A 25,882-nucleotide genomic window follows, 5' to 3' on the forward strand; every position below is an offset into this window, starting at 1 on the left:
GTATGTATATTCACCGAATGATACGTACTTCATAACCTATATCGCTTTATAGCAACCTATACATCGCTCCCATTACAATCTACATACCTACTATACAAAAAAGCGCACAGACTTACCGATTTCACGAGGAAATACGGCGCTGTACGCTCCGTCTGATCTGCAGCTAAACTGCAAAGTCAGATACTATTCAGTAGTGTATGGCAGCAATGCGATTTGACGGGAACGTTTAATCGCAGTCGTCAGCATACGCTGATATTTGGCACTTGTACCAGTCACACGACGCGGCAAGATTTTGCCACGCTCGCTAATAAATTTACGAAGCAGGTCCGTATCTTTATAGTCGATGTGAGTGATTTTGTTTACAGTGAAGTAACATACTTTACGGCGTTTGTTGCGACCGCGGCGTCCACCTGGACGTCTGCCTTCGCCATCTCCGCTTTCACGTCTATTAAAGCTCATCTGATTCATTCCTTTCTTACATTAAAATGGTAAATCATCATCGGAAATATCTATCGGTTTACCGTCATCGGAAAATGGATCATGATTGTCGCGAGAAGAGCTGTTTCCATTGCTGCTGCGGTTGCTAACATTATTGCTACTACCGCCGCCGTAAGGTGCTTCCTCACGATTGCCTCCACTATTGCTGTTACCACCCTCGCGGCTCGATTCAAGAAAACGTACATTATCAGCAATAACTTCAGTCACGTATACACGTTTACCTTCATTATTTTCATAATTACGCACTTGAATGCGACCTTCAACCGCTGTTAAGCGGCCTTTACGCAAGTAGTTGGCGCAGGTTTCTGCCAATTGTCTCCAAGTTACGACCGGAATAAAGTCCGCTTCGCGCTCTCCACCCTGGCTCGTAAAAGGACGATCCACTGCCAGCGTAAACTGCGTCACAGCCACACCTGCTGGTGTATAGCGAAGTTCCGGGTCTTTGGTCAACCGTCCGATCAAAATGACACGGTTTAACAATCCAATCCCCTCCTCAAACGAGTTTACAATTCAAAAATAAACTTACTTCGTTACGTCTACAGTAATCAGATAACGGATAACGTCATCAGAGATCTTCATGATCCGCTCAAGCTCGGAAACGACAGCAGGAGTTGCTGTAAAGTTCACCAGAACAAAGATACCGTCACGAATTTTGTTGATCTCATACGCAAGACGGCGCTTACCCTGAACATCATGGGCAGTTACTTCACCATCAGCTGCAATGATGCCTTTGAAACGTTCAGTCAACGCTTCAACAGCCTCCTGTTCCAGTTCTGGACGCAGGATATACATTACTTCATAGTTGCGCATAGTTTTCACCTCCTCTTGGACTAAGGCCCCTGATCAATGCCAGGAGCAAGGAACGAGCACAAACTCGAACTATAATATCATATCATATATAGAAGCTATGTACAACAGTTTAATTGTTAATATAAGTACATAAAATAAAAAAACTCCGCCGCAGAAAACTGCAACAGAGCTTAGTCACGAATCATATATGTAACATAAATCAATAATGGGATGGCGGAGAGAGAGGGATTCGAACCCTCGCACGCCCTAAGACGCCTAACTGATTTCGAGTCAGTCCCCTTATAACCGCTTGGGTACCTCTCCATGACTATAATCGCTGTTCTATCGTACCGAACAAAGCAATCAATTTACAACAAAATTGATTATACTCTATCCAGCTCGACTTGGCAATAGATACGGTTACATTTTTATTACGTGTACAGAAATGACGAGGAGATGGCGCAAATGACGATAGGATGACACAGACGAAGATGACGATGAATACAGTCGAACGATGCTGTACGCGCCTGTTTGTTTACACGGTATACGGCATCTTTTACACTAAAAGTGCAGCAACGCTTATGACCCGCAACGTACAATTTAGAAAAGTAAACGGATAAAACAGCGCGCAGACAGTCAATCTTATTTCAACCAGGGGGAATGTTCAGTATGCATCAATCACAACATATTCAGGCAGCCAAAGATTATATTTGGAGCCGCACAGGTGCGATCACACCGACAATCGGTTTAATTCTCGGCTCCGGGTTAGGCGGGCTTGCCGACGAAATCGAGCAAGCGACCGTTATACCTTATGAGGAAATCCCTCATTTTGCTACATCCGCTGCGGTAGGACATGCGAATGAGTTGGTCATCGGTCAGCTGATGGGTCAGACGGTGATCGCTATGAAAGGACGCCTCCATTACTATGAAGGTTTTACACTAGCTGAAGTTACGTTTCCGGTGCGCCTCATGCATGCGCTCGGCGTGGACAAGCTAATCGTCACCAATGCTTGTGGCGCAGTGAACACCAGTTTTGCTCCTGGCGAATTGATGCTCATTACCGATCATATTAATCTGGTAATGAACAATCCGCTAATCGGGCCGAACAATCCGGAGCTAGGCACACGTTTTCCCGATTTGTCGCAAACATATCATCCACAAATGCGTGAAATTGCACTGCGCGTAGCGGCGGAGCAAGGCGTTTCTTTACAACAAGGTGTATATGCGTGGTGGACAGGGCCTGCATATGAGACACCTGCCGAAATCCGTATGATTCGTACACTTGGCGCAGATGCAGTCGGTATGTCTACCGTACCGGAAGCGATCGTCGCCGTACATGGCGGTATGAAAGTGCTCGGCATTTCCTGTTTGACTAATATGGCTTGTGGCATTCTCGATCAGCCGCTCAGTCATGATGAAGTGATCGAAGTTGCTGCTAAAGTAAGAACGACATTTGTAGGGCTAATCAAAGGCATTTTGCAAGCGGTTTGAACACCATAAGGACGGATTGATATACAATCAGCGTAATAACGTCATTACCATTTGGGGATGTTGTCTTTTGGTAATGAACCATTTGTAGTTAATAGTCTTTTCGTCATAAATGATAATAGTATTGTATATTGCTGAAATTATGCTATTATCATTTATTTGCAGAAAATATTCATTTGTAAATATGATGATGCAGCAAAATGAGGCAGATTATGCATTCTTGCAATTAGGATTTTAGCAAAAGAGGTCGAGCTTTTGCTTGCTGATTTGCATAGCATGCTGATCTATAGTAGCAGCTATTGCCGATAGATTAGCTTTATCGCTATCAAAAAAGGTTATCCACAGTGGATAACCTTTTTTCATCTCTTTTTGGTTATAAAGCGCTTTACATTTTTGCACCTATGCTTTCTCTATAGCTGTGGATAAACTGTTTATGACTCCTTTTTGGTTAACTTCTTTACAGCCTAATGCATAACGTCTACAAACGACGATATACGACTGTATATTCGTCAAACCGACCTTGATCGTCGCTCCATTATTCGATCGTTGATGCTGTCCCATTCGGATCAGCTGCGGAACGAAGTACCTTTTTCATATTTTTCTCAAACTTGGCTCGTGGCACGAGCACACTGTGTTTACAGCCTACGCACTTGATGCGAATATCCATGCCCATGCGAATAATTTCCATTTCGTTGCTTCCGCACGGATGCGGCTTTTTCATTTGTACGATATCACCTAGCTCAAATTGCTTGCGCTCCATTCGGTTCGCTCCCTCCGCTCATTTGCCCCATTTATACGTCATCCTACAATTGTGATTAGCCTGTGGATAACGATGTGTATTCATTCCGTTTCAATAGGCATGTTATTATCCACAACTATTTTAGCAGATTTTGTGCGATTTGGGTGTTGTGGATAAAATTCTGTATTGCAAAACGACCTGCCTCTCATTTATGGCAGGTCGTTTATTGTACGTTTTGAATCGTTGGGATTGTCATTTTCGATTATGTGGATAACGTAATGATTACAATGCTAAAGCTGTTTTCATTTTTTCAGTTTGTTTCAATCTTTCGTTTAATTCGTTATGATCTACCGTATGCACTCGTATTGCGTATTTACCATTTTAGTCATTGGAAATGTTCGGATCACGTTTTTCATTAGCATCCGTACGCAGCGGCTCTCCTGTTGTTTGTTGTGCTGCCATACGCTCAGCTTCTGCGGCAGCTTTTTGCTCCTCTGCTTGCCGCTCACGCTCTTTTTCCGCATCTAACTCTTGTTTTACCGCCGTCTGGATCGCCCGCTCCACACTTGCACGTGAGTTGGGCTGACATTTGGCGATAATGCGCAGTGAATATTCGCCAGTCGTGAGCGTCTGAATACCGAGCATTTCCGGCACGTCCAGCACTTCCAGTTTGTCCGCTTTCATCGTTTCAGTGGCGCGAATGACTAGTTCCTGTGCATCTTCCAGCGAACGATCCATACTCATCGGAATATCGACAACAGCGAGCGAATTGGAAAGTGAAAAGTTCGTTACACTGAGAATCGAGCCGTTTGGAATAATATTCACTTCACCATTCCAACTTACGAGCCGTGTCGTACGTAGCCCAACCATCTGTACTGTGCCTTTATATGTACCGGTCTGAATCACATCGCCCACCGCAAATTGATCCTCAAAAATAATGAAAAAACCGGTAATAATATCTTTTACAATACTTTGTGCGCCAAAACTGATTGCCAGACCAGCTACCCCCGCACCTGCCAGCAACGGCCCCAAATTAAAGCCAAACTCGTTCAAAATAAGCATAATCATAATAAAATTAAATACGCTGGAAACGACATTTTTACACAATTCACCGATCGTGACGAACCGTCTTGGATTGGCTGCAATCCGACTCTTATCACGCCCTGATAATGAACGTTCCAACACTTTGTTAATTAGCTTGATCGCTACACGAGTCAGTACAAAAATAATAATAATCCGAATTAACGAAAAAGCAAAATGGGTCCACATCGCCCCATCCGTTACCCATGCCCATAAGCTGTCTGTAAAACGATTGATCTCCCCTGTAGCACTATCCGTAATTCCGCTGCTCAGCAGACCGGTCATCCACTGGTTTGCTGTAGTATACAATTTCATACATTGTCCTCCTTGCTGTTGATCATAATTTGTTATCGTTATAAATTATAAATCGACTCGAATATACGTATCCCCCTGCTGGCGAAATATCCCTCTAATCTCCACCTGCTCCTGCACGATTATATGCTGCACTTGCTCCAATTCCTCGCCAGGAAACTGTAGCGACAGCGCGCAGCCTGCTGTAATTTGCTTAGGAGTCGGAAACATATCATTTTCAATGTCCGCATATTCCAGCAGCATTTCCGCACGCAACGCCTGTTGAGTCGAGTCAAACGCCATCACCAGATTTGTACCCATCTTTACTTTTACCCCTCCTGGCATCGACTGTCACGCACAAGCTTGATACAGCCGGTTGTATACATCCTATTGGCAATTGTAGCGATTACTTAGCTCATGCTAAATGTGAAAGTTATACGTTTGCCATAACACGATACAGCTCCACATAATATCCCTATTGTACGCAAAATGAATCGAGTTGTTCAATGTCACTGTTACAGTAATGCTTGTTATGTCAGATCAATCATCATACGCCAACACTGTATTGATCTGATGAATCTATTCATTAACAACTCGTTTCTGCCAAATGGTTATCTTGACGAGCTTAAATGGACGGTTTATCTAGCAATTTGAAAATACACTTAACGAAAAAACCGTCAACTGCTGCGCCAGCTTTACAGCGCTACATTTGACGGTTCATAATATCGATCGCTATGTCTGTTTGCGGCTAGGCAGGCTCAGTCGCTGCTGCTGTCTGCTCAGCCTTTCGCTGAAGATCGTGCCAGGCTAATCGCTTCCTGTTCTTCCGATGACAAATTGTAGGTCGATTGACCACCTGCAATCGGTTTGGCGTACACATAGGAGCTATCCCGATTGTGCAAACCGGTCAGCACCAATCCATCCATATTTTCATTTAACAGTGCAACCGAGAAGCTTAGGTCGCTGCCATGATCAGCAAACGCATTATAACGTTTAATGCCTGTATACGCCTGTACTTTATACAGCTTTGCTTCAATCGCCGCAAAGCGTGCCAATTTTTGCTTTTCCCCATCTTCCAACGAATCCATTTGCAGTTTTAAATCAAGCAGTAACGATTCCAAATTTTCCACGCCACTGCCGGACATCATCAATTCATACCGCTTGCGCATTTTACGAAGCTTGGTACCCTGTACTATGACTATAATTAATAGCAACAGGATTAGAAATGCGACCACACCCAAAATCAAAAATAGTTGCTCCGCAACCAGACTGTTCAATTCCGCCATCGTTGTCCGCTCTCCTCTTGTTTCTTTACCTTGCCAGGCTGCTGTCTTTTGCCGATAGAGCGCCTGTGCTCTGCCTGTCCGCCATCCGTCATGATCGTTTCGTTCATTTGTGCCGGCTGATGCGGCTCCTCGTTCATTGTGAATCCTATAGAATTATACTTGGCTGAACGAGTTTGTTCCATTATCGTTACAAATTTGTAATCTGTTAAAAAAGTGACTGATTGCTTTACCTTAATCGGTATACAATTTTACGCTGTTCATGTTTACTTTGATCCTCAATGATGCTCAATCTGTACGTTGAATGAAGCGAATCGCCTCTAGCAAATGATCCACATGCTGCTCGGTTGTACCGTAGCCTACACTCGTTCGTACCGCCCCTGTCGCCAGCGTACCAGCTACACGATGGGCAAGTGGCGTACAATGCATACCGGCACGCACCGCGATGCCATAATGGCGATCTAGCAGAAAAGCAATTTGCGCCGGGTCTTTTTGCTCCATTGTAAAGGAGACGATACCGGTTCGTAGTTCCCCTACTGCTGGTCCTAGCACATGTAATCCGTCTATACTGGACAAACCATCCATTAAACGTGTCACAAGTCGCTGCTCATGGGCAACAATCGCTTCGACACCTTGATCAAGCACAAATTGTACACCTGCCGCCAAGCCTGCGATACCAGGTGTATTAGGCGTGCCTGGTTCATAACGATCCGGACGAACCGATGGCTGATCCGCTTGCTCGGATTGACTGCCTGTACCGCCATATAACCAAGGCGATAGATCAAGGTCTGGGGCGATGTATAACCCGCCTGTTCCTTGGGGACCGAGCAACCCTTTATGCCCTGGAAATGCTGCCATATCGATTCCCCACGCCTGCAAATGAACCGGAATATGTCCGGCACTTTGCGCAATGTCGAGTAAAATACGTGCACCATGCCGATGAGCAAGCTGTGCCAATTGTGCCACAGGCAGTATGCTGCCTAGCAGATTGGAACTGTGATTACAGATTAATAGCCGTGTGTTGGCGGTAAACGCACGTTCTACGTCATAAAGCTGTATATGTCCGTGCGCATCAACCGGAATATAGGTCACCTGCACACCAGCCGAGCGCTGTAACGCCTCTAACGGTCGCCAGACCGAATTATGCTCCGTCATCGTCGCAATCACATGATCTCCAGGACGCACATAACCAAAAATCGCCATATTAAGCGCGATCGTCGTATTGGCTGTAAACGCAATATCGACCGGATTGCGCACATCCAGCAGCTTCGCCAGCAGTTGCCGTCCTTTAAGCAATGTACGGCTCGCCTGTACAGCCATCCGGTGACTACCTCTGCCCGGATTGGCGGACTCATGCGCTAACGCCTGCTGAACAGCTTCCAGTACAGCAGGCGGCTTAGGCCATGATGTAGCTGCATGATCCAAATAAACAATATCATTCGCTGTAGCTAGAACCGATTTATGAACGTTCAACATATACCCTCCATCAGACATAAGTTAATGATTGGAGCAGTTATTGGAGCAGTTAATTGATGCTACGAGAACAACTATTGAATATGTGCAGCCTATTAAACATGAAACTGGACACCCGACATGACAAAGACGGGCGTCCAATCAGCCTGATTATAGTTTTTGTTGTATAAGATAGACAATGGAGCACACACGCTATGCGGAGCATAAAGCATCGTTTACACAATGAACGCTGTAGCTGATGTAATAAGTAAAGCTAAAATTTTAGCGTTCGATTAATGCTTAATAAGCGGTTATGATCGCTATTTGTATATCAGTTTATGACGAGTTACATACATACACTCGCGTACACTCACCACTATACTTAAAAATTGCTATCCGTTTTAATATTCACTTTTTATATCATAATAATAAACTGCTGCTAGTTTCAAATGTGTCTTAATAGGATACAGTCTTTAGCGTCTCTGTTCGCATTTCTATACGCTGCACATCATGCTACCTATTAATCCCTCTAGTAATTATTACAGCTTATTCAGCATTTCCAGCAGTCGTTCCAACTCCTGCCGATTATGATAACTCAGCTCAATCTTGCCTTTATCTTTACTGCTATTGCGGATTTTCACCGTTGTTTGGAAACGATCACGCAATGAGTATTCCACATCTGCCAAGTACGGATCAGCTTTCTTTTCCTTATCGGCATCTTGATGTTTGCGTTTTTGTTCCAGGTTTTGCACCGCTTCTTCTAGCTGACGTACACTCCATTCACCCTCAATCGCTTTATGAGCGAGCGCGAGCAGTACATCTTCTTTTTTTATGCTGGCAAGTGCGCGTGCATGTCCCATCGATAATGTTCCACGTGAAACATACTCTTTAATTTCTTCTGGCAATGATAATAGTCGTAGAAAGTTGGCGATATGGGAACGCGATTTACCGACACGAGCAGACAAATCTTCCTGGGTCAGCTTAAATTCGTCCATTAATGCTTGATAAGCGGTCGCAATTTCCATTGCATTTAAGTTTTCACGCTGCAAATTTTCGATCAGCGCAATTTCCATTACTTGTTGATCGCTAAATGGACGGATAACAGCCGGAACAGTCGTTTTGCCAGCGATTTGTGCCGCACGGAAACGGCGTTCACCAGCAATGATCTCATAACCTTTTAATACTTTGCGGACGATAATCGGCTGAATGACACCGTGTTGGGCGATCGAATCTGCTAGCTCTTGCATGCCTTCATCGTCAAATGTTTTACGTGGCTGATACGGATTTGGACGCAGTTCTTTGATTGGAATTTCGATCACTTTATCATCCTCGCTTACAGACAGGGAAGGAATCAGTGCATCCAGTCCCTTACCGAGACGTTTACTCATATGATACCACTTCCTTTGCCAGCTCTAAATATACCTCTGCCCCTTTGGAACGCGGATCATAAGAGATAATCGCTTTTCCGTGGGAAGGCGCTTCACCTAATCGTACATTGCGCGGAATAATCGTCCGGTATACTTTATCTTGAAAATATTTCTTCACTTCTTCAATTACTTGCAAACCGAGATTCGTACGTGCATCTAACATCGTTAGCAAAACGCCCTCAATTTGCAAATCGGTATTCAGATGTTTTTGCACAAGTCGAACCGTATTCAACAATTGACTTAATCCTTCCAGCGCATAATACTCACACTGAATCGGTATAATGACCGAATTGGCAGCTGTCAATGAATTAATCGTCAAAATACCAAGCGAAGGCGGACAATCGATCAATATGTAGTCATAGCCTCGCTTGACCTGCTCAATTGCATTTTTTAAGCGCAGCTCACGCGAAATCGCCGGCACAAGTTCTACTTCTGCCCCAGCTAATTGAATCGTCGCCGGAATAATATCGAGCCCTTCAATCGCTGTCGATTGTACCGCATCGCTTGGCGCTATATCATTAATAATAACATCGTAAATGCAATTTTCCACATCCGCCTTATTAATGCCAACACCGCTGGTCGTATTGCCCTGCGGGTCGATATCAATCAACAACACACGTTTACCTAGTGTAGCTAGGCAAGCGCCCAGATTTACGGATGTGGTCGTTTTGCCGACACCACCCTTTTGATTCGCTATCGCAATCACTTTGGACAACTACTTCACCCCAATGTTATGAAAGTCACTTGATGTGCGGCTTTGTGAATACAGAAAAAGCGGCATCATGCCGCCTGTCTGTCAGCGCTTTGGTATTTTAATTACAATTTCGTAATGATCGTCATGATCTTGCTCGGACGTATCAATGGCAAGCCCTGAGCCAGATACGATATCGATCGATTGACGGATCGTATTTAGTGCGAGACGAACATCCTTGCTATACGAGACACGCTTGGATTTTTTCTTCGTCTGACTTTTCTCCTTGTAAAAAGCAACCCGCGCTTCGGTTTGCTTCACATTCAGTTCTTTTTCGATAACTTCCTTCATGATGCGCAGCTGCAATTCCTCACTATCGAGCGACAACAATGCACGCGCATGGCGTTCGGTCAATTGGCGCGCCATCAGCGCCTGCTTAATCTCCTCCGGAAGTTGCAACAGACGAATTTTATTGGCGATGGTCGACTGGCTTTTACCAAGTCGCTGAGCGAGACTTTCCTGTGTTAGCGAATGCAGATCAAGCAGCTTTTGATACGCGATTGCTTCCTCAATCGAAGTCAGCCCTTCACGCTGCAAGTTTTCGATCAGCGCGATGGAAGCCGCCTGAGAATCGTTGAATTCACGTACAATCGCTGGCACAGTTGGTAAACCGAGCTTGCTTACCGCTCTCCAACGCCGTTCACCTGCGATAATCTCATATTTTCCATCGCGTACGCGCACAACAATCGGCTGAATAACACCATGCGTTTTAATCGTCTGGCATAATTCATCGATTTTGTTATCATCAAATATTGTGCGGGGCTGATATGGACTGGTCGTGATGTTCGCAACCGGGATTTGTTTGACTTCATCCCCATTTACTCGTTCGGACAGACCAAACAATTTGGAAATTTGTTCTTTCATTCCGTATGAGACCACCTAATCTTATGATAGCAGCACCTGTCTATAAAAAGCAGGCGTACTTAAAATCCGATAACCGGCAAGCGGGTTGGCTGCCTGTACACCTCTAGTCGAGGCATGTTTCGTCTCCTCATTTTATCACTTTTCCCTACATAATCCTACGATAACTGTATAAATTTCTGTGAAAACTTGGCATTGAAATCGTTTTGGAAAACGGTGATCATTTGCAGCGTTTTTCGCTATGTTATAGTTGTAAAAGTTACGTTATCATCGAACTGCCGCTAATTGTTTCGTAATATACATGATCCAAGTATATCTATTATTTTATAGGCTACAAATCAGATGCAAAGCTGTTTATTCAATGTTCCACGTGAAACATTCAGTAAGTATCATTTTGATTTTCATAGCTATAATGTAACCCGTTATGTTTACACATACTAAGTCATACCTATATCCCTTATCATAAACTGCAACATAATCTTATTTTGTGCATATTAAAAAGCCCCTTTCCACCGTAGCGGATAAAGGGGCTGCATATCGTGATCTCTATTTGTAGCTATATTGATAATACAATCGCTATTACTTGCCGATTCTGTTCAGTTTATCCATTCACATGATCTATACATAGCATCGTACAACCGCCACGTTCAACCACATCATTATACTGCTATTATTCAGTTCCAATATAGCACAAGCTGCCATTAAATAAGCGGTTCTTTGAGCGGCGTACCCGGCTTACGTGGATATTTTGCCGGAGTAGCGGCTTCTTTTTCAATCAGTACGATATGGCGATCAGACTGTTCAATCGGTAGCTGAAAATGGTGTACGTGTCCCAGCTTGCCTTTTAACAGTGCTAAACTACGGCGAGCTTCCTTGATCTCCTCAGTAAGGTCGCTGCCTTTCATCGCCGCAAACGTACCGCCTGGCTTTACAAAGGGCAGGCAAAATTCATTCAATACCGCCAGTCGTGCTACCGCGCGTGCCGTAACGAGATCATGGGCATCACGGTAACCTTGTTTGCGTCCCCATTCTTCGGCACGTCCGTGGATCGGTTCCACCTGTTCCAGCCCGAGTCGATCGACTACACTTTGCAAAAATGTAATGCGCTTGTTCAGCGAATCGATAATGCGCAGCTTTAGATGTGGAAACACAATTTTAAGCGGAATGCCAGGGAAACCAGCACCAGAGCCGATATCAGCGATCGTAGATACCGCGCTCATATCGGTATAAAAAGCAAGGGTTAGCGAATCGTAAAAATGCTTCGTATACACTTGATCGCGCTCGGTAATCCCAGTTAAATTCATCTTTTCATTCCAGGTGATCAGTTCTTCATAATAAGCTTCGAATTGCTGGAGCTGTTGTTCATTCAGCATTATGCCTTTAGCTGCCAGCAGCTCGGTAAACTGTTGCTGTATTAAATCCATCATTACCCCCGTGATGCAGTTACGCGGTTATAGTACTCCAAATAGACGAGCAAAATCGAAATATCGGCTGGTGTGACACCTGAAATACGGGAAGCTTGTCCGATCGACAATGGGCGAATTTTGGCAAGCTTTTGCTTCGCTTCAATCGCCAACCCTTTCACTTCTTCATAGACGATATCTTCCGGCAATTTCTTTTGCTCCATCTTTTTCAGTCGTTCCACATGGGCAAGCTGTTTTTCGATATAACCGGCATATTTCGTTTGAATTTCAACTTGCTCTTTCATATCGTCAGTCAGTTGTTCCGATGCCGGCGAGATCGTTTCGATATGCGCATACGTCACTTCTGGACGGCGCAGTACGGTCAGCAGATCAGTGCCGTTTTGCAGCGGTGCGGATTGCAGCGATTCCAGCATATCGTTCACATCGACCGGCTTTACTTTTTGTTTGCGCAGACGCTCGATTTCACGCTCTACTTTTGCTTTTTTATCAAGGAAATGATGATAACGATCTTCGGTAATCAGACCGATATCATAACCGATTTCAGTCAAACGCAGATCGGCATTATCGTGGCGCAGCAGCAAGCGATATTCCGCACGCGATGTGAGCAAACGATACGGCTCATTCGTCCCTTTCGTTACTAGATCATCGATCAATACGCCGATATAACCTTGTGAACGATCGAGCACGATCCCTGCTTTGCCCTGTGCACGGCGAGCTGCATTAATGCCTGCCATAACACCTTGTCCAGCTGCTTCTTCATAACCGGAAGTACCGTTAATCTGACCCGCGGTAAATAGACCTGGCACACGCTTCGTTTCCAATGTTGGCCACAATTGTGTTGGCACCATCGCATCGTATTCGATCGCATAACCGTTACGCATCATTTTGACATTTTCCATACCCGGAATCGAGCGCAACACACGCAGCTGTACATCTTCCGGCAAACTGGTCGACAAACCTTGCACATAATATTCCGAAGTGTTTTTGCCTTCTGGTTCTAGGAAAATCTGATGCTTTGGCTTATCGCTAAAACGGACGATTTTATCTTCAATCGACGGGCAATAACGTGGACCTGTCCCTTCAATAATGCCAGAGAACATCGGTGCCCGATGCAAATTATCGTTAATAATCTGGTGCGTTTCTTCCGATGTGTACGTCAACCAACACGGCATTTGCTCATTGCTGGACGATTTCGTTTCATAGGAGAAAAATTTCGGCTGCTCGTCACCAGGCTGAATTTCCGTTTTGCTAAAATCGATCGTATCGCGATGTACACGCGGTGGTGTACCCGTTTTAAAGCGTACGAGCTCAAAACCAAGCTCACGCAAATGTTCGGACAGCTTTAGCGATGGCTGCTGGTTGTTCGGGCCGCTTTCATACGCAAGCTCACCCATAATGATTTTGCCACGCAAATACGTACCTGTCGTCAATACGATCGATTTGCCTTTGTATGTCGTACCGGTTTGTGTAATTACACCTGTACAGACGCCATCTTCGATCACAAGGCGATCGACCATCCCTTGACGCAGCGTTAAATTCGGCTCATTTTCCATCGTTTCTTTCATTGCATGCTGATACAGAAACTTGTCCGCCTGCGCACGCAGCGCATGTACAGCCGGGCCTTTACCGGTGTTTAGCATCCGCATTTGAATAAATGTTTTGTCGATATTACGACCCATTTCCCCACCGAGCGCATCGATTTCACGCACAACATGACCTTTAGCCGGGCCGCCAATCGACGGATTACATGGCATAAATGCGATCATATCCAGATTAATAGTCACCATCAGCGTGTTACAGCCCATCCGTGCCGCTGCCAGCGCTGCTTCAGCACCCGCATGACCAGCACCGATGACGATAACGTCGTATTCTCCACCCACATAGCTCATGGGTATTCCTCCTCTACTTCTATATCCCGAATTCTATATCCGAAAACTTTATTAATAAAGTGACATGTGCAATAGATTACGTTGTAGTTGCATGTTTAGTATACACTGCTCAACAATCAAGTATACCGCACATCTAATGAATTTTATCATGAAAATGAACTTTATGGTCACCTAATTATAATTATTTTAAAGTAATCGATTTCAATACATCGCTGAAGCTATGCAAAAGCCCCCTATTGTGTCATAGAGGGCTGTAGTACAAACAATGAGCGCTGATTTTTTGAACAATAGCTAAGTTGCGCTTGATACGATGCTACTGACGATTCCGCCAAACGATATAGCAACACTATTGCACAATTAAGTGTGTGCGCAAATTTGGCGTGTTAGAGCAATATACGAGTTTGCGTACACGCCCTAGCAGCTATTTATGAATATAATGCGGCAAAGAGATCGTTTTAATAAAAAACAAACCATCGAACTCTTGCTTTACGATCATTCGTTTCGCAATCGTGCCGGAATCCATAAAATACACTTTATCATTCAACCAGCTATACGATTCCGTATGTGCAACCGACTGTACATCCATAAAGGAAATAAAATGATCACTTGCATTCATATACGCTTCTACACTGTTTTTCGGCGGTTTACTTAGTTTATATTGGACACCGCTAGCCGTATGCGTTTCTCCTTCATACATAAATGTGCCTATATAATACGAGCTTTGCAGCAAATCATCGCTAATTTGTGAACCTGCCGCACAAAAGCTGTTTACCGAACGGGTCGATTTAAAAATATGATTATTATGCGCCAATATAATCGCTTTTTGATGTGGATAATAATGATGCAGCAACCAATTCACATTTTCCGCCATTTGCTGATCTCTGCGTTCGATATAAACGGTTACCGGTTGATCGATGACTGCTATAAATTGCTGCAAATTTTTTAAATAGTGCAACAGAAACTGAAATAAGGATGCATCGTCATCATCTGTCTGTGCTAGCAATGCGTGCAATTCCGTCTCCACCTCTATACATCGTTGCTGCATATTCTGTTTTGCAAGCTCATACTCATTTTTCAAATCAGCCGGCAATTGTTTACGAAAGCGATGTTTGGCACGATACGTACTCATTTTGGCATACCAATGTTTGCAAAAATGCTGGACTGTTCTAAAATGTTCCTTCCCATCGGCAGACAACTGCTCATTGTGTGCGATCACTTCATACATATGCGCCATATCCGCTGAAGGCTGCATATCCATACCTGCCATCTGCAAATCGGTATTAGACAGCATTTGAAACAGCGGCACCATCTCCTCTGTATGCCAAAGTGAAAAAATGGACTGCTGCATTAATGCCTGTGCTTGCTTATGTTGTTTGTTTATGTTAGCGGCAAAACATTCCCCAATTCCACTTTCAAAAATCACCACTTTAAAATCAAGCTGCTCGTACAAAAAACGAACTAGTTCGGCTTTCAAATGATTTACTTCAGCGATTTGATGCCCATTCTCGCCTAACCAAACGACACGTTTATGTTTTAAAATCGACGTGAGCGAACTAAAATCATAAGTGCTCTCAGCGCTCGACTTTACAATTGGGCAGCATTGTTGCCGCGTCCACGCCAACTTTTGTTTATGATCGGATTTGAAGAACATTTCTGCCTCCTATTCCTTTCTTGCATCATGCTTCTTGATAAGCCGATGCTTGAATATGATAAAACTCATAATATTCATGGCATGTTTTCAGCAATGTTTCATGATTGCCTTCAGCGAGTACGGTTCCTTGTTTCATGTAGACAATTTTTTGCGCCATCCGGGTAGATGTATAACGATGGGAAATAAAAATGCCGATTTTTCCTGTCATCAAATCATTAAATTGCTCAAACACCTTTTGTTCGGCTTCCGGATCAAGCGCAGCGCTCGGTTCATCCAATATGCACACATCGGCATTTTTGAAAAAAGCTCTAGCAATCGCCACCCGTTGCCATTGTCCACCGGATAACTGCTGTCCTTCCGGAAACCATTTGCCAAGCTGTGTATCCAATCCATTGGGCAGTTTATGACGAAACTCGTGCATGCCTGCTTTATGCATCGCTGCCATCATCAATCGATCATTAGCGTGATGACCGCCATCATTCATAGAAATATTTTCACGCAGCGACATCTCATATTGCATAAAATCCTGAAATAAAATGCCGACTCGATCACGAACCGATTGCACATCATAATGTTTAATATTTAAACCATTAATCAAAATTTCACCGTCATACGTATCGTACAACTGAGCAATCAATTTGATCAACGTCGATTTGCCTGAACCGTTTTTACCGATAAATGCGTACGTTTCCCCACGCTTCAACACCAAATTCAAATCGTTAAGCACATTATGTTCAGTGCCCGGATAAGCAAAATATACATGTCTAAATTCAATTTCGTATATGTCCGTCAATTGTACCGGGTCATGATTAGTTCTAGTAAATGACGGGTCTTTGGAAGAATGATTTAAAAACATAAACAATTGCTCAATAAACATATTTTGCTGACAAAGATTAATGACGGTATAAATTAAGCTTTGTGCCGTACTTTGCACCAACATCACGGCTTGAATATAACTGACCAAGCTGCCGATCAAAATTTCTTTTACATACGTAGCGCGAATAATTAGATAAATGCAGACCGAAATAAAGGCGACATTGATCAAATTAAAGAGCGCCGTCATTTTAAAGCGGCGGGTCGCTATCCCTTTATCTTGCAGGAAAAATTGATGAACAATCGTCTTGTACTGCTCGACCAATGTACCGCTAAAATTATACGTTTTAACTTCTTTAAACGCTTTATCATGCGTTAGCAAATGCGTAACATACCACAATTTCCGGTTTTGATAACTACGCTTCCACTGCACGATAAACTCGTAATTACTAAGCTTAATAAACGCTTGAAACGATATAAATGGCAACAATACCAAAATAAGTGCCAACCACCATTTCCAATACAATAAAAACAATACCGACGATACGATCGTAATAAAACTCGTAAAAATAGACAGCATTTGTGCGAAAATTTGATACGGTCTGTAGCTCGTTTCCTGTTGCGCACGTTTTAACTGATCTTGCAGCTCCGCATTTTCGAAATCTTCCTGACCGAGCGTAGCTGCCTTTTCCAAAATCAGCGCATTCAGCTTATTCGTCAATAACGACTGAAAAATGCCTTCCAAATAGCTATGCAGCAAACTTAACATTTCCTTCAAAAACAAAAACCCGATAAAACTGGCAAAAATAAGCGCCACATAATTAAAATGGACGCCATCAGGTGTAGCGAGCGCATTAACTAACGATTGAATCAAATAGAGCGAAATGATCGGACTAATCCCGGTGAAAATCGTTAAAATCGCAATACAGATCACATAAAATTTATTCACATTAAAAAATAGCGAGAACAATTTAGGCCAATATTTAAACGCCTGCACAATTTGTGAAAAGCTTATATTTTCATGGTTAGAATTCAAGTCGACCTCCAGCTCATTTCATTAATGTAATAAAAAGATGTGGTCCCATGAGCTATGGTGACCATGCATATATTCAGCCAGCACGAGCAAAATGCCTGCACTGCCTGTTAACAAACCCGGATGAGGGCTACTTTCCTCATATTCGACATTCAAAAAACCTAACGGTTGCTGTGGATCAAACGATTTCATCATTTGCTGGAGCAGACGATCATTGACAGCCATTAGCTCTGGCAACGGATAGCGCAGCTGAATATGTGCATTCATATGTAATAAACCGGCATATCCGTGGCAAAAAGTAGGCGAATGGATCGAAAGCTGTTGCAGCTCCCGTTTAGCCAACCCGCTCAGCGCTTGTAATGTATCATGTTGTAACTCGTTATTTTGCAATGCTTCACTAGCGAGCAAAAGCGCATTACAGATCGCTGGATAGCCATAACACCATGATTCATTGTTACGGATATCCACCATAAATTCCGAACCGCTATAATGTTCAAATGAAATGCGTTCCGGCCATATCGTGCCAATCTCATCGCTGGACGAGTTAGCTTGATAAAAATCGACAATCGTTTGGATCGCTTCGTATTGTCCAGGCAGCTCTATTGCTTTGCACCATGCTGTACTTAACAAAGCAAGTGGTCCCGCTATGCCATGCGATAAACCCAAATTAAAATTACCTTGTGCATATTTGGCTTGTTCATGCAGCAGAAATTGATTAGCCGACGATATATACCATCCAGGCACAAGCTGCTGATCATGCACGAATGATTCGGTAAGCTGAATCATATATTGAATAATGTCAATCACTGCCGGATGGTCACGATCATAATACTGTATAAAATAGCGACCGATCCCGGTTAACCCTTCAATCACATCGTAATCGGACATTTCTACATTGCCATGCAAATTGTCGGTAGCATGATCGATCAGTTCGTGCAACTGATCGATCATAAATTCATCCAACGTTTGGATCACTTGGCGGTACGCTCTCTGTTCATTGGACAACAATCTGAACGCTTGCGCTACACCAGTCAAGCCTGTCCACAATCCAATCGATTGTACATCAGCTTCATTAAGCATCGATTGCAGTTTGAGCGCATACTGATGACCGATAGGCTGCCAATTTTCTTGCGGATACAGTTGATCTAATACGGACACGACAATACAAATGCCAGGAATGCCAGCAGCAAGCGAGCACATTTCAAATACATCTGCCTGTTTATCGCTATACAACTGCATCATTTGCTCCGGGTCACGATACGTCGTTTTTAAATGTTCCACGATTGGCGCAATCTGTTCACTCATCAGCTCAATCTGTTCACTCCTCCACATTCAAAATGACTCCTTTTTTGCTTTTTTTCGCTTTAATGTTATAGAGCGTATGATTCGCTAATGTGATGATTTTTTCTTCCTCCACATTTGAACAGCCGTTCAAACGATTTAAACTTAGATGAATAAAACTGGAAACGATATGATCGAGCGTATGATTAACACGAGACAGACTGTTCATCTGCTGTACGTACGCTTCGATACGATGGCGACGCTTTTGCAGCAATGGATAAAGCAACTGACCTTCCGGCGAAGTGCGCAATTGCTCCCACTCATTGGTCGTATCGCAAATTTTCATATACGCAGTGCGAACCGCTCTAAACTCTTTTGTATAATTTTTAAAAGAAGTAAATTGACTAAGCCAATTTAATTGCTGCTCTTGCTCTGGGAAAAAGCATGCAACATAATCGATCGTATTGATCATAGCAAGCGATTGCATCGACAAGCCAAACTGTTGATCTGCCAGCAAACGATGACATTCCAGCGCAAACCGACTATCTTCATCAAACACAGCTTCGGCGGCAGCAATTAATGAAGGCCCTCCATATCTGCCTATTTCCGGCACATACGTATCGATCGTAAAATAAGACACCATTCCTTTTTGTTTTAACTGATTCATAAACATACTAAAATCAGCTAACAACTTTTGATTTTGGTGCGCGGAATCATTTTTAAAACGAATGCGAATATGCGGCTCCGGATCGGCATAACGCATAAAAAAGAATTGCTCAAATGACACATCGTCTTGCTTGTAAATAAACGGATGCAAATAACGATTAAAAAATTCGTTTAATCTATTTTTCACACCATACACTTTAAAATAGGTCCATGCTGTGCCTGGCAAATACGTATAATCCAACGCTTGCTCAATCGTATAATGGCTGCGGATAGTCGTATTTTCCTGCATTTGATACTGCTCATATACGGACTGTTGCGCCGGATCAAGTGTTAAAGGGAATACACATTCCATATTATATTTACGCTGCTTATGATCATGGACGATAAACTGCTCGATGTTATCAAACCCGGTTTCCGTCAGCACCATCACCGCTTGATCACCGAGCTTACTCCATTCCATATACAATTGCTGCACATGTAATTCACTGTTCAGATCGAACAAAATACGATTGTCCGATTCGGTCACATACACATAACGTGGAACATTGTAGGTGCTAATCCAGCCGTGTACTGCCTCTTGCCATTGCTCGAATGTGGCGGACGGCGCGATTTTCAAACTTTTGCCATTGAGATTCCAAGTCGCTAACGACAATATGTTATGTTTATAAACGACACGCGGCAAATACGAAAGCTCGGATAATAGACTCCAATAAAAACCACGCCAGTTTTCATATCTCGCTACACCAACTTCGCACAAAAAGCGATATACATTCGGTGTGCTTTGTGTCACATCCAACATATGAGTCGTGACAGGTACAACTTCTTTGTTTAATGTTTTGGATTTAATATACAGCCGTCCATTTACGACGCCAACGACGAGGTCAGACAGAGCGATTTGAGACTGGTTAAGCGAAGGTGTCGCTCCGAGCACAATCTGGTAATTGCATACAGGCGATGTGATCGAAACATTCATCGTCCGTGAATATTTAGGCAAATAAACGACTTCAGCAAAAATGACATCTTCCTGTTGTTCCTGTTCAGTCGTCATCGCCGCAAACTGATGCTTTACTTGATCGTTTAACATATCCATAAAACGTCCAAAACTTTTGCCCGCCGCATTCGATCCATTCGTAGGTCCCACTACTAAGCGATAGCCCTTGTCATGATCGTCAGTATGATAAATCGATGCATACAGCTCCATCGACGGAGCAGGACGCTTTGTTATATTCGATTCAAACACATTTAAACTTTCGATGATCGGATCGGTTAATTCAATCGGCTGCCCGGTGATCATCGCTTGCTGCACCAATTCCATTAATTTTTTGGAATAGACCAAATCTTCATGGTATTGTTCTGTATACGTTTGATAACTTTGCGGATTATCGTATGTAGGTGGAGCACCTAGCCCCCAATCTTCATCCAATAATTCCAGCAATCCTATTTCTGTAGCGATACCGTATTTCTCGACTAACTGTTCTGCATAAAAATTCAAATGTTTAAACCAGATCGTCTGTGGGGTGATGTTCCACAAAGCATGAGCCGTATCGCTAACCATCTGACCGATATGCTCGTTCAAGATCGCCTCATTCATAGTAAGCTTTACATCGATCTGCAACGGATTCGGCGCTTCAATCAGCTCATTCATCATGTCGGTAATGGCATTAAAAGACGCTAATCCATCACCGATCGTCGTTTGATTGTATTGATCAATATGGAGTTTAATCCGTTTCAATTGCTCTGTTAATGCGTCGATCCCGGTTAATCGTTCGAGCTGATTGATCAAATATTGGAACGGGTCTTCATCCATAAACGTAGGGCGGATCGTACTCATCAAAAACTCATTACGTATCAAGCCGTGTACAAAATTTTTAATCGTATGTAATTCCACATCTTGATATTGTTGTTGAATCAATTGCGTTAACTCCAGCATCGGGATCGGTTTTGATGCTTGTGTTAACGTAAATCCGACTAATTCATTGTAATTGACCGAGATGCTGTTAAATTCTTTTTGATCCATATCGCCGTAATTGTTAATAAACGGGATTTTAAGCCGATCGCCAATTTTATAATTTGCCTCATTCGTGATGAGCTGTAGCTGTTCCACAATCTGTTCATCACTCATCATTTTTTTAATTAATTTTAGTAGCCATTGCATGTCCGCTCTAGCTCTTTTGTGATGCTGAGCGGCAGTAGCTATTTCAAGCTGCGTCTGATCACCAAACTCCCCGATCGTTACGCCGGCAAACAAACCAAACGGTGTTGGACGTGTAGAAATACGATTTACATATTTGAATATACTATTTTCCAGCTTTTTCTTCTGCTTATGATCAAGTTTGTTTTTCATAAAATGTTTGTACAGCGACGGGCTTGATACCGCAATCGCTTCTCGAATGACAGGATGGTTCATATAACTTAACAGCTCATCATATTCATTGTCGGTCGGTTCATGCTGGTGTTCCGTTGTGTAATCTGCTGTTTTAAACAAGTGATTCATATGTATAATCGGCGTTCTGATCATAAAATAATTCATTGGGCGATACAAATAAGCGGTTTTGGGCATTATATGTACTCCTTTATAAAGTTTTTTAGACACACCATGATAAACAAATGTATTAATTCAATTTGAAATTAAGTACGTATGAAGCGATTAGAATGGGCAGCCTGGTGTACACATGCTAGTCAGATTGCATCCACAGGTAACTTTACATGTAATTTTAGTGACCCAACATACTGTCGTTCTGATCGTATTTGGCTCCACTTCGTTTGTACCAATATTTTGTACTTGATAATCCAACTCAAACAGTTCTTTGTTCATTTCATATCGCTCCCTTAGATTTATTTTTATCATGGTGTGCCGAAAGAAATTTACAAACGCTAGCTATACTGTTTCTTGCTACACAAAACACTAAAGCTAAATTACTCATAAGTAAATATATGTATTTTTTTATATGATTTTATTTTTATGCAAAAAACAGGCATTAATACCTAGCCTAAACGAGGTATAATGCCTGCAATGATTGTTCCGTATTATTTTGTAAAAAATATGGAAAACGCTTTCGTACACTGCATTTCAAACTTAACAGTACCGCTAATAGTTAAAATTTTCTAAAAAATACTACATTTTTCTTTTTTAAAATTGTATACAAATAAAATGGTGCTATTTACCTAAACAGAATTGCGAGAAAATTTGATCAATTAACGAATCCGGAGCAGAATCGCCAATAATTTCACCGAGTTGTTCCCAAGCTAAACGAACATCGATTTGAATCATATCGATCGGCACGAATTGATCGGCAGCATCATACGCTTCTTGCAATGACTGCTTCGCCTGCTTGAGCAAGCCGATATGGCGCACATTGCTCACATAAGTCATATCTTGCGCTTCCAGCTTACCACCGAAAAATAAGGCTGAAATCGCTAATTCCAACCGATCGATCCCCTGATCATCACGAACCGACATTTCCACAATCTGTTGCTGATCAAAATAGTGCAGCAATACATGACGATCCAACTGAGACGGCAGATCGATTTTGTTTAAAATCACGATCACCTGACGACCGCTAATTTGCTGCATCAGTTCGATTTCATCCTCATGCAGTGGCTCGCTATTATTCAGTACTAATAACAATAGATCAGCAGCATCAACGGCACTACGCGAACGCTCAACCCCGATCTTTTCCACTACATCCATCGTTTCGCGAATACCGGCTGTATCGAGCAGCTTTAATGGAATATTGTTAATCGTGACAAACTCCTCGATCACATCACGCGTCGTGCCTGGAATATCTGTTACAATCGCTCTATTATTATGTGCGAGCGCGTTAAGCAATGAAGATTTTCCCACATTCGGACGCCCAACGATCGCAGTCGTAATGCCTTCACGCAGTATTTTGCCTTCATTTGCTAGCCGCAGCAGTTTATCGATTTCCGTCATCACGGCAGATGATTTTTCCTTAATCAATTCCGAAGTGAACGATTCGACATCATGCTCGGGATAATCGATATTGACCTCGATATGAGCGAGCGTTTCAATCAATGTTTGCTGTAATGGCTTAATTTGACGCGATAGCTTCCCTTCAACTTGCTGAAGTGCCACCGAAAAGGCACGATCTGATTTAGAGCGAATAAGATCGATCACACCTTCCGCCTGCGACAGATCGATCCGTCCGTTTAAAAAGGCACGCTTCGTAAACTCCCCCGGCTCGGCAATCCGAATGCGCTGCTGCAACAATAAGTCCATTACACGCCGTACAGCTACTACACCGCCGTGTGAGCTGATTTCTACCACATCTTCCATCGTAAACGAACGTGGGGCGCGCATAATCGTCACTAGCACTTCTTCCAGCTTGGCACCAGTGTGCGGGTCGATCATAAATCCGTAATGAACGGTATGGCTGTCCGCTTGCTCCAGCGCGATCTTTCCTTTAAAAATACGGCTTACTTCCTCCACCGCTTCAGGCCCACTCACTCTAATAACTGAAATGCTTGCTTCGCCAACCGCTGTGGCAATAGCTGCGATTGTATCGCTAATCATCATATTGTTCCACCTCTCTCTAATCACTTTCCACATCTACTAAAGAAAAAGCAATGATTCTCTGCCATAGGCAAAAAATCATTGCATATATACCAGCTTTCCGAGGAGTAGCCGGTCATTATTGTAGCTATTGATTGTGTTCACTTGGCAAAATGATGGTACGTGCGCAAGCTTTAGCGCAACGTAATTACGACACGCCGATTAGGCTCATCACCTTTGCTCGCCGTTTTCACCTTAGTATGGTTTTGCAGACGGGCATGGATCACTTTGCGTTCCTGTGAAGACATCGGCTCCAGCACGACTTCTTTGCCGGAACGAATCACTTTACCAGCCAGACGATCTGCCAATTCCTCTAATGTTTTGCGACGACGATCACGGAAATTTTCCGCATCCAGCATAATCCGAATGTATTTGTCAGAATAGCGGTTAGCTACGATGTTAACGAGATACTGAAGCGCATCTAACGTTTGACCACGACGCCCGATTAGCAAGCCCAGATCACTACCGGAAATGCTCATCACATAACCGTCACGTCCGCGTTTAACATCCACATCCAGTTCCAACCCGATACTGTCGCCAACATCGCGAATAAATTGAGCCGCTTCGTCGCATGCCTCAACAGCTGCGAACGCGCGGGAACCGCTAGACTGTTGCGGCGTATGTTCCGTTTCGTCTTCGTCCATAACCGGCACAGCTTCGACCGTTGCAGATGAGGCACTCTGGCGTTGCGCCTGAGCTGCTGGTGCCGATGGGGACACACGGTCAGCCCCATTGCCTGCCAGAGGCTGCACATCTAGCAAAGTCAGCTCTACTTTGGCTGATTTAACGCCAATCAAGCCGAGGAATCCTTTGGAAGGTGCCTGCAACACGGTTACGTTCACATATTCTTTGGTCGTATTCAGTTGGGCAAGTCCTTCTGCAATAGCATCATCAACTGTTTTTCCAGACGCAATGACTGTAGTCATCTATATGTTCGGCCCTCCTCAATCGTAGTCGGGATACTTGAGAACATTCCGGATTTCGGTAAAAGAAATACTATTTATAATTAACGACGTTTCTTTTTAGATTTCTTTTTGTTGCGATTTCGGTTAGCATTCGTTTTAAAATCGCGTGTATCTACAGCGACGCCCAAATCGGTAACAACCGTTTGCTTGTTGCGATACAAAAAGTAGTTCTGCACAATTGTATAAATATTACTGTAAATCCAGTACAACGGCAATGCTGCCGGGAAACTCCACGCCATAAACAAAATAATGACCGGATATAAATACATCATAATCTGCATAGGTCCTTGCATCGACGCCGGATTCATACGCATCATCATCCATGTTTGGATAAACGTTGTGACCGCAGCCAAAATCGGCAAAACGAAAAATTTGTCAGGCTGTCCAAGTTGTAACCATAAAAACGTATGCTCTCTTAATTCGCTATTGTACAAAATCGCATTATACAAAGCTATTATGACAGGCATCTGCACTAACATCGGTAAACAACCGGCAGCCGGATTCACCTGATTTTCCTGAAATAACTTCATCGTTTCCGCTTGTTGCTTTTGTGGATCATCTTTGTATTGCTCGCGCAATTTTTGAATTTGCGGCTGAATCGCCTGCATCGCTTTGGAACTTTTCACAGACTTCATTGTCAACGGCAAAATTAATGTACGTACAATCAACACCAGGACAAGGACAGCCAGACCATATTCGCCGCCAAACCAGTTGGCAAATGTGTCCAGTGCATACGCAAACCAATACACGACATACCGGTTCCACCATCCGTGGTTTAATAAATCTGCTGTTGTATGGGTCTGTACCGTACTAGGCGTACAACCAGCCAACAGGGCTACCGCTGCCAGAGCAGCGATAAGGAGGAACCATTTTCCCCCACGAGTCTTCAATTGCGACACTTCATAACCCCTCTCTTGACCATTGCATT

The 25,882-nt window shown here is 43.3% G+C and carries 22 protein-coding genes and 1 tRNA gene; 1 reads left to right on the forward strand and 22 read right to left on the reverse strand.

The features are described 5' to 3' along the window. Positions 1-183: 183 nt before the first annotated feature. From rpsR to U1I11_RS16010, 4 genes are all read right to left on the reverse strand, one after another. A complete protein-coding gene (gene rpsR / locus U1I11_RS15995; protein ID WP_188778322.1) occupies positions 184-459 on the reverse strand; it encodes a 30S ribosomal protein S18 in 276 nt (91 codons plus the stop codon). 21 nt (positions 460-480) lie between these two features. Next, complete coding sequence (gene ssb, locus U1I11_RS16000; protein WP_322907143.1) at positions 481-978, reverse strand: single-stranded DNA-binding protein; 498 nt, start codon at positions 976-978, stop codon at positions 481-483. A gap of 42 nt (positions 979-1,020) precedes the next feature. Further along, complete coding sequence (gene rpsF, locus U1I11_RS16005) at positions 1,021-1,308, reverse strand: 30S ribosomal protein S6 (RefSeq protein ID WP_322907145.1); 288 nt, start codon at positions 1,306-1,308, stop codon at positions 1,021-1,023. Between the two features lie 211 nt (positions 1,309-1,519). Next, positions 1,520-1,611 (reverse strand) — tRNA-Ser (locus U1I11_RS16010). Positions 1,612-1,956: 345 nt separating this feature from the next. Between U1I11_RS16010 and U1I11_RS16015 the strand changes: the two genes are divergently transcribed. Continuing rightward, positions 1,957-2,778: a purine-nucleoside phosphorylase gene (locus tag U1I11_RS16015; protein ID WP_322907146.1), complete on the forward strand. Its 822-nt coding sequence runs from the start codon at positions 1,957-1,959 to the stop codon at positions 2,776-2,778. Positions 2,779-3,310: 532 nt separating this feature from the next. Here the strand turns inward: U1I11_RS16015 and U1I11_RS16020 are convergent. The 18 genes from U1I11_RS16020 to U1I11_RS16105 form a co-directional block, all read right to left on the reverse strand. Continuing rightward, the gene (locus tag U1I11_RS16020; protein WP_322907147.1) at positions 3,311-3,535 is read right to left on the reverse strand and encodes a DUF951 domain-containing protein; all 225 of its coding nucleotides are present in this window, start codon (positions 3,533-3,535) and stop codon (positions 3,311-3,313) included. A gap of 360 nt (positions 3,536-3,895) precedes the next feature. Then, positions 3,896-4,909 carry a mechanosensitive ion channel family protein gene (locus U1I11_RS16025; protein ID WP_322907148.1) on the reverse strand — a complete coding sequence of 338 codons (1,014 nt, stop codon included), beginning with the start codon at positions 4,907-4,909 and terminating at the stop codon, positions 3,896-3,898. 45 nt (positions 4,910-4,954) lie between these two features. Further along, on the reverse strand, positions 4,955-5,206 hold the full coding sequence (locus tag U1I11_RS16030; RefSeq protein WP_322907149.1) for a putative Se/S carrier protein: 252 nt from the start codon (positions 5,204-5,206) through the stop codon (positions 4,955-4,957). Between the two features lie 458 nt (positions 5,207-5,664). Next, positions 5,665-6,171 (reverse strand): DUF4446 family protein, encoded by a 507-nt coding sequence (locus U1I11_RS16035; protein WP_322907150.1) that lies wholly within the window; start codon positions 6,169-6,171, stop codon positions 5,665-5,667. Next, positions 6,159-6,308, reverse strand: coding sequence for a hypothetical protein (locus U1I11_RS16040; RefSeq protein WP_322907151.1), 150 nt, complete (start codon positions 6,306-6,308; stop codon positions 6,159-6,161). The genes U1I11_RS16035 and U1I11_RS16040 overlap by 13 nt, the downstream gene beginning before the upstream one ends. A gap of 148 nt (positions 6,309-6,456) precedes the next feature. Continuing rightward, positions 6,457-7,644 (reverse strand): aminotransferase class V-fold PLP-dependent enzyme, encoded by a 1,188-nt coding sequence (locus tag U1I11_RS16045; protein WP_322907153.1) that lies wholly within the window; start codon positions 7,642-7,644, stop codon positions 6,457-6,459. Between the two features lie 515 nt (positions 7,645-8,159). Beyond that, complete coding sequence (locus U1I11_RS16050) at positions 8,160-9,008, reverse strand: ParB/RepB/Spo0J family partition protein (RefSeq protein ID WP_322907154.1); 849 nt, start codon at positions 9,006-9,008, stop codon at positions 8,160-8,162. Further along, the gene (locus U1I11_RS16055; RefSeq protein WP_322907155.1) at positions 9,001-9,762 is read right to left on the reverse strand and encodes a ParA family protein; all 762 of its coding nucleotides are present in this window, start codon (positions 9,760-9,762) and stop codon (positions 9,001-9,003) included. Before U1I11_RS16055 ends, U1I11_RS16050 begins: the two co-directional genes overlap by 8 nt. A gap of 81 nt (positions 9,763-9,843) precedes the next feature. Then, positions 9,844-10,662, reverse strand: coding sequence for a nucleoid occlusion protein (gene noc, locus U1I11_RS16060; protein ID WP_322907156.1), 819 nt, complete (start codon positions 10,660-10,662; stop codon positions 9,844-9,846). A 698-nt stretch (positions 10,663-11,360) separates the two neighbouring features. After that, on the reverse strand, positions 11,361-12,083 hold the full coding sequence (gene rsmG / locus U1I11_RS16065; RefSeq protein WP_322907179.1) for a 16S rRNA (guanine(527)-N(7))-methyltransferase RsmG: 723 nt from the start codon (positions 12,081-12,083) through the stop codon (positions 11,361-11,363). Positions 12,084-12,085: 2 nt separating this feature from the next. Next, on the reverse strand, positions 12,086-13,972 hold the full coding sequence (gene mnmG, locus U1I11_RS16070) for a tRNA uridine-5-carboxymethylaminomethyl(34) synthesis enzyme MnmG (RefSeq protein WP_322907157.1): 1,887 nt from the start codon (positions 13,970-13,972) through the stop codon (positions 12,086-12,088). Positions 13,973-14,393: 421 nt separating this feature from the next. After that, positions 14,394-15,623, reverse strand: a complete 1,230-nt coding sequence (locus U1I11_RS16075; protein WP_322907158.1) for an erythromycin esterase family protein — start codon at positions 15,621-15,623, stop codon at positions 14,394-14,396. A 25-nt stretch (positions 15,624-15,648) separates the two neighbouring features. Beyond that, positions 15,649-17,472, reverse strand: coding sequence for an ABC transporter ATP-binding protein (locus U1I11_RS16080; RefSeq protein ID WP_322907159.1), 1,824 nt, complete (start codon positions 17,470-17,472; stop codon positions 15,649-15,651). Between the two features lie 21 nt (positions 17,473-17,493). Further along, positions 17,494-18,801 carry a lanthionine synthetase C family protein gene (locus U1I11_RS16085; RefSeq protein WP_322907160.1) on the reverse strand — a complete coding sequence of 436 codons (1,308 nt, stop codon included), beginning with the start codon at positions 18,799-18,801 and terminating at the stop codon, positions 17,494-17,496. Further along, positions 18,788-21,976: a lantibiotic dehydratase gene (locus U1I11_RS16090; RefSeq protein WP_322907161.1), complete on the reverse strand. Its 3,189-nt coding sequence runs from the start codon at positions 21,974-21,976 to the stop codon at positions 18,788-18,790. Before U1I11_RS16090 ends, U1I11_RS16085 begins: the two co-directional genes overlap by 14 nt. A gap of 597 nt (positions 21,977-22,573) precedes the next feature. Further along, positions 22,574-23,950, reverse strand: coding sequence for a tRNA uridine-5-carboxymethylaminomethyl(34) synthesis GTPase MnmE (gene mnmE / locus U1I11_RS16095; RefSeq protein ID WP_322907180.1), 1,377 nt, complete (start codon positions 23,948-23,950; stop codon positions 22,574-22,576). A gap of 173 nt (positions 23,951-24,123) precedes the next feature. After that, positions 24,124-24,915 carry an RNA-binding cell elongation regulator Jag/EloR gene (gene jag / locus U1I11_RS16100; RefSeq protein ID WP_322907162.1) on the reverse strand — a complete coding sequence of 264 codons (792 nt, stop codon included), beginning with the start codon at positions 24,913-24,915 and terminating at the stop codon, positions 24,124-24,126. A gap of 80 nt (positions 24,916-24,995) precedes the next feature. Next, positions 24,996-25,853: a YidC/Oxa1 family membrane protein insertase gene (locus U1I11_RS16105; RefSeq protein ID WP_322907163.1), complete on the reverse strand. Its 858-nt coding sequence runs from the start codon at positions 25,851-25,853 to the stop codon at positions 24,996-24,998. Between the last annotated feature and the right edge of the window lie 29 nt (positions 25,854-25,882).

Origin of the sequence: Paenibacillus campi, assembly GCF_034659835.1 — a bacterium.
Taxonomy (GTDB): Bacteria; Bacillota; Bacilli; order Paenibacillales; family Paenibacillaceae; genus Saccharibacillus; species Saccharibacillus campi.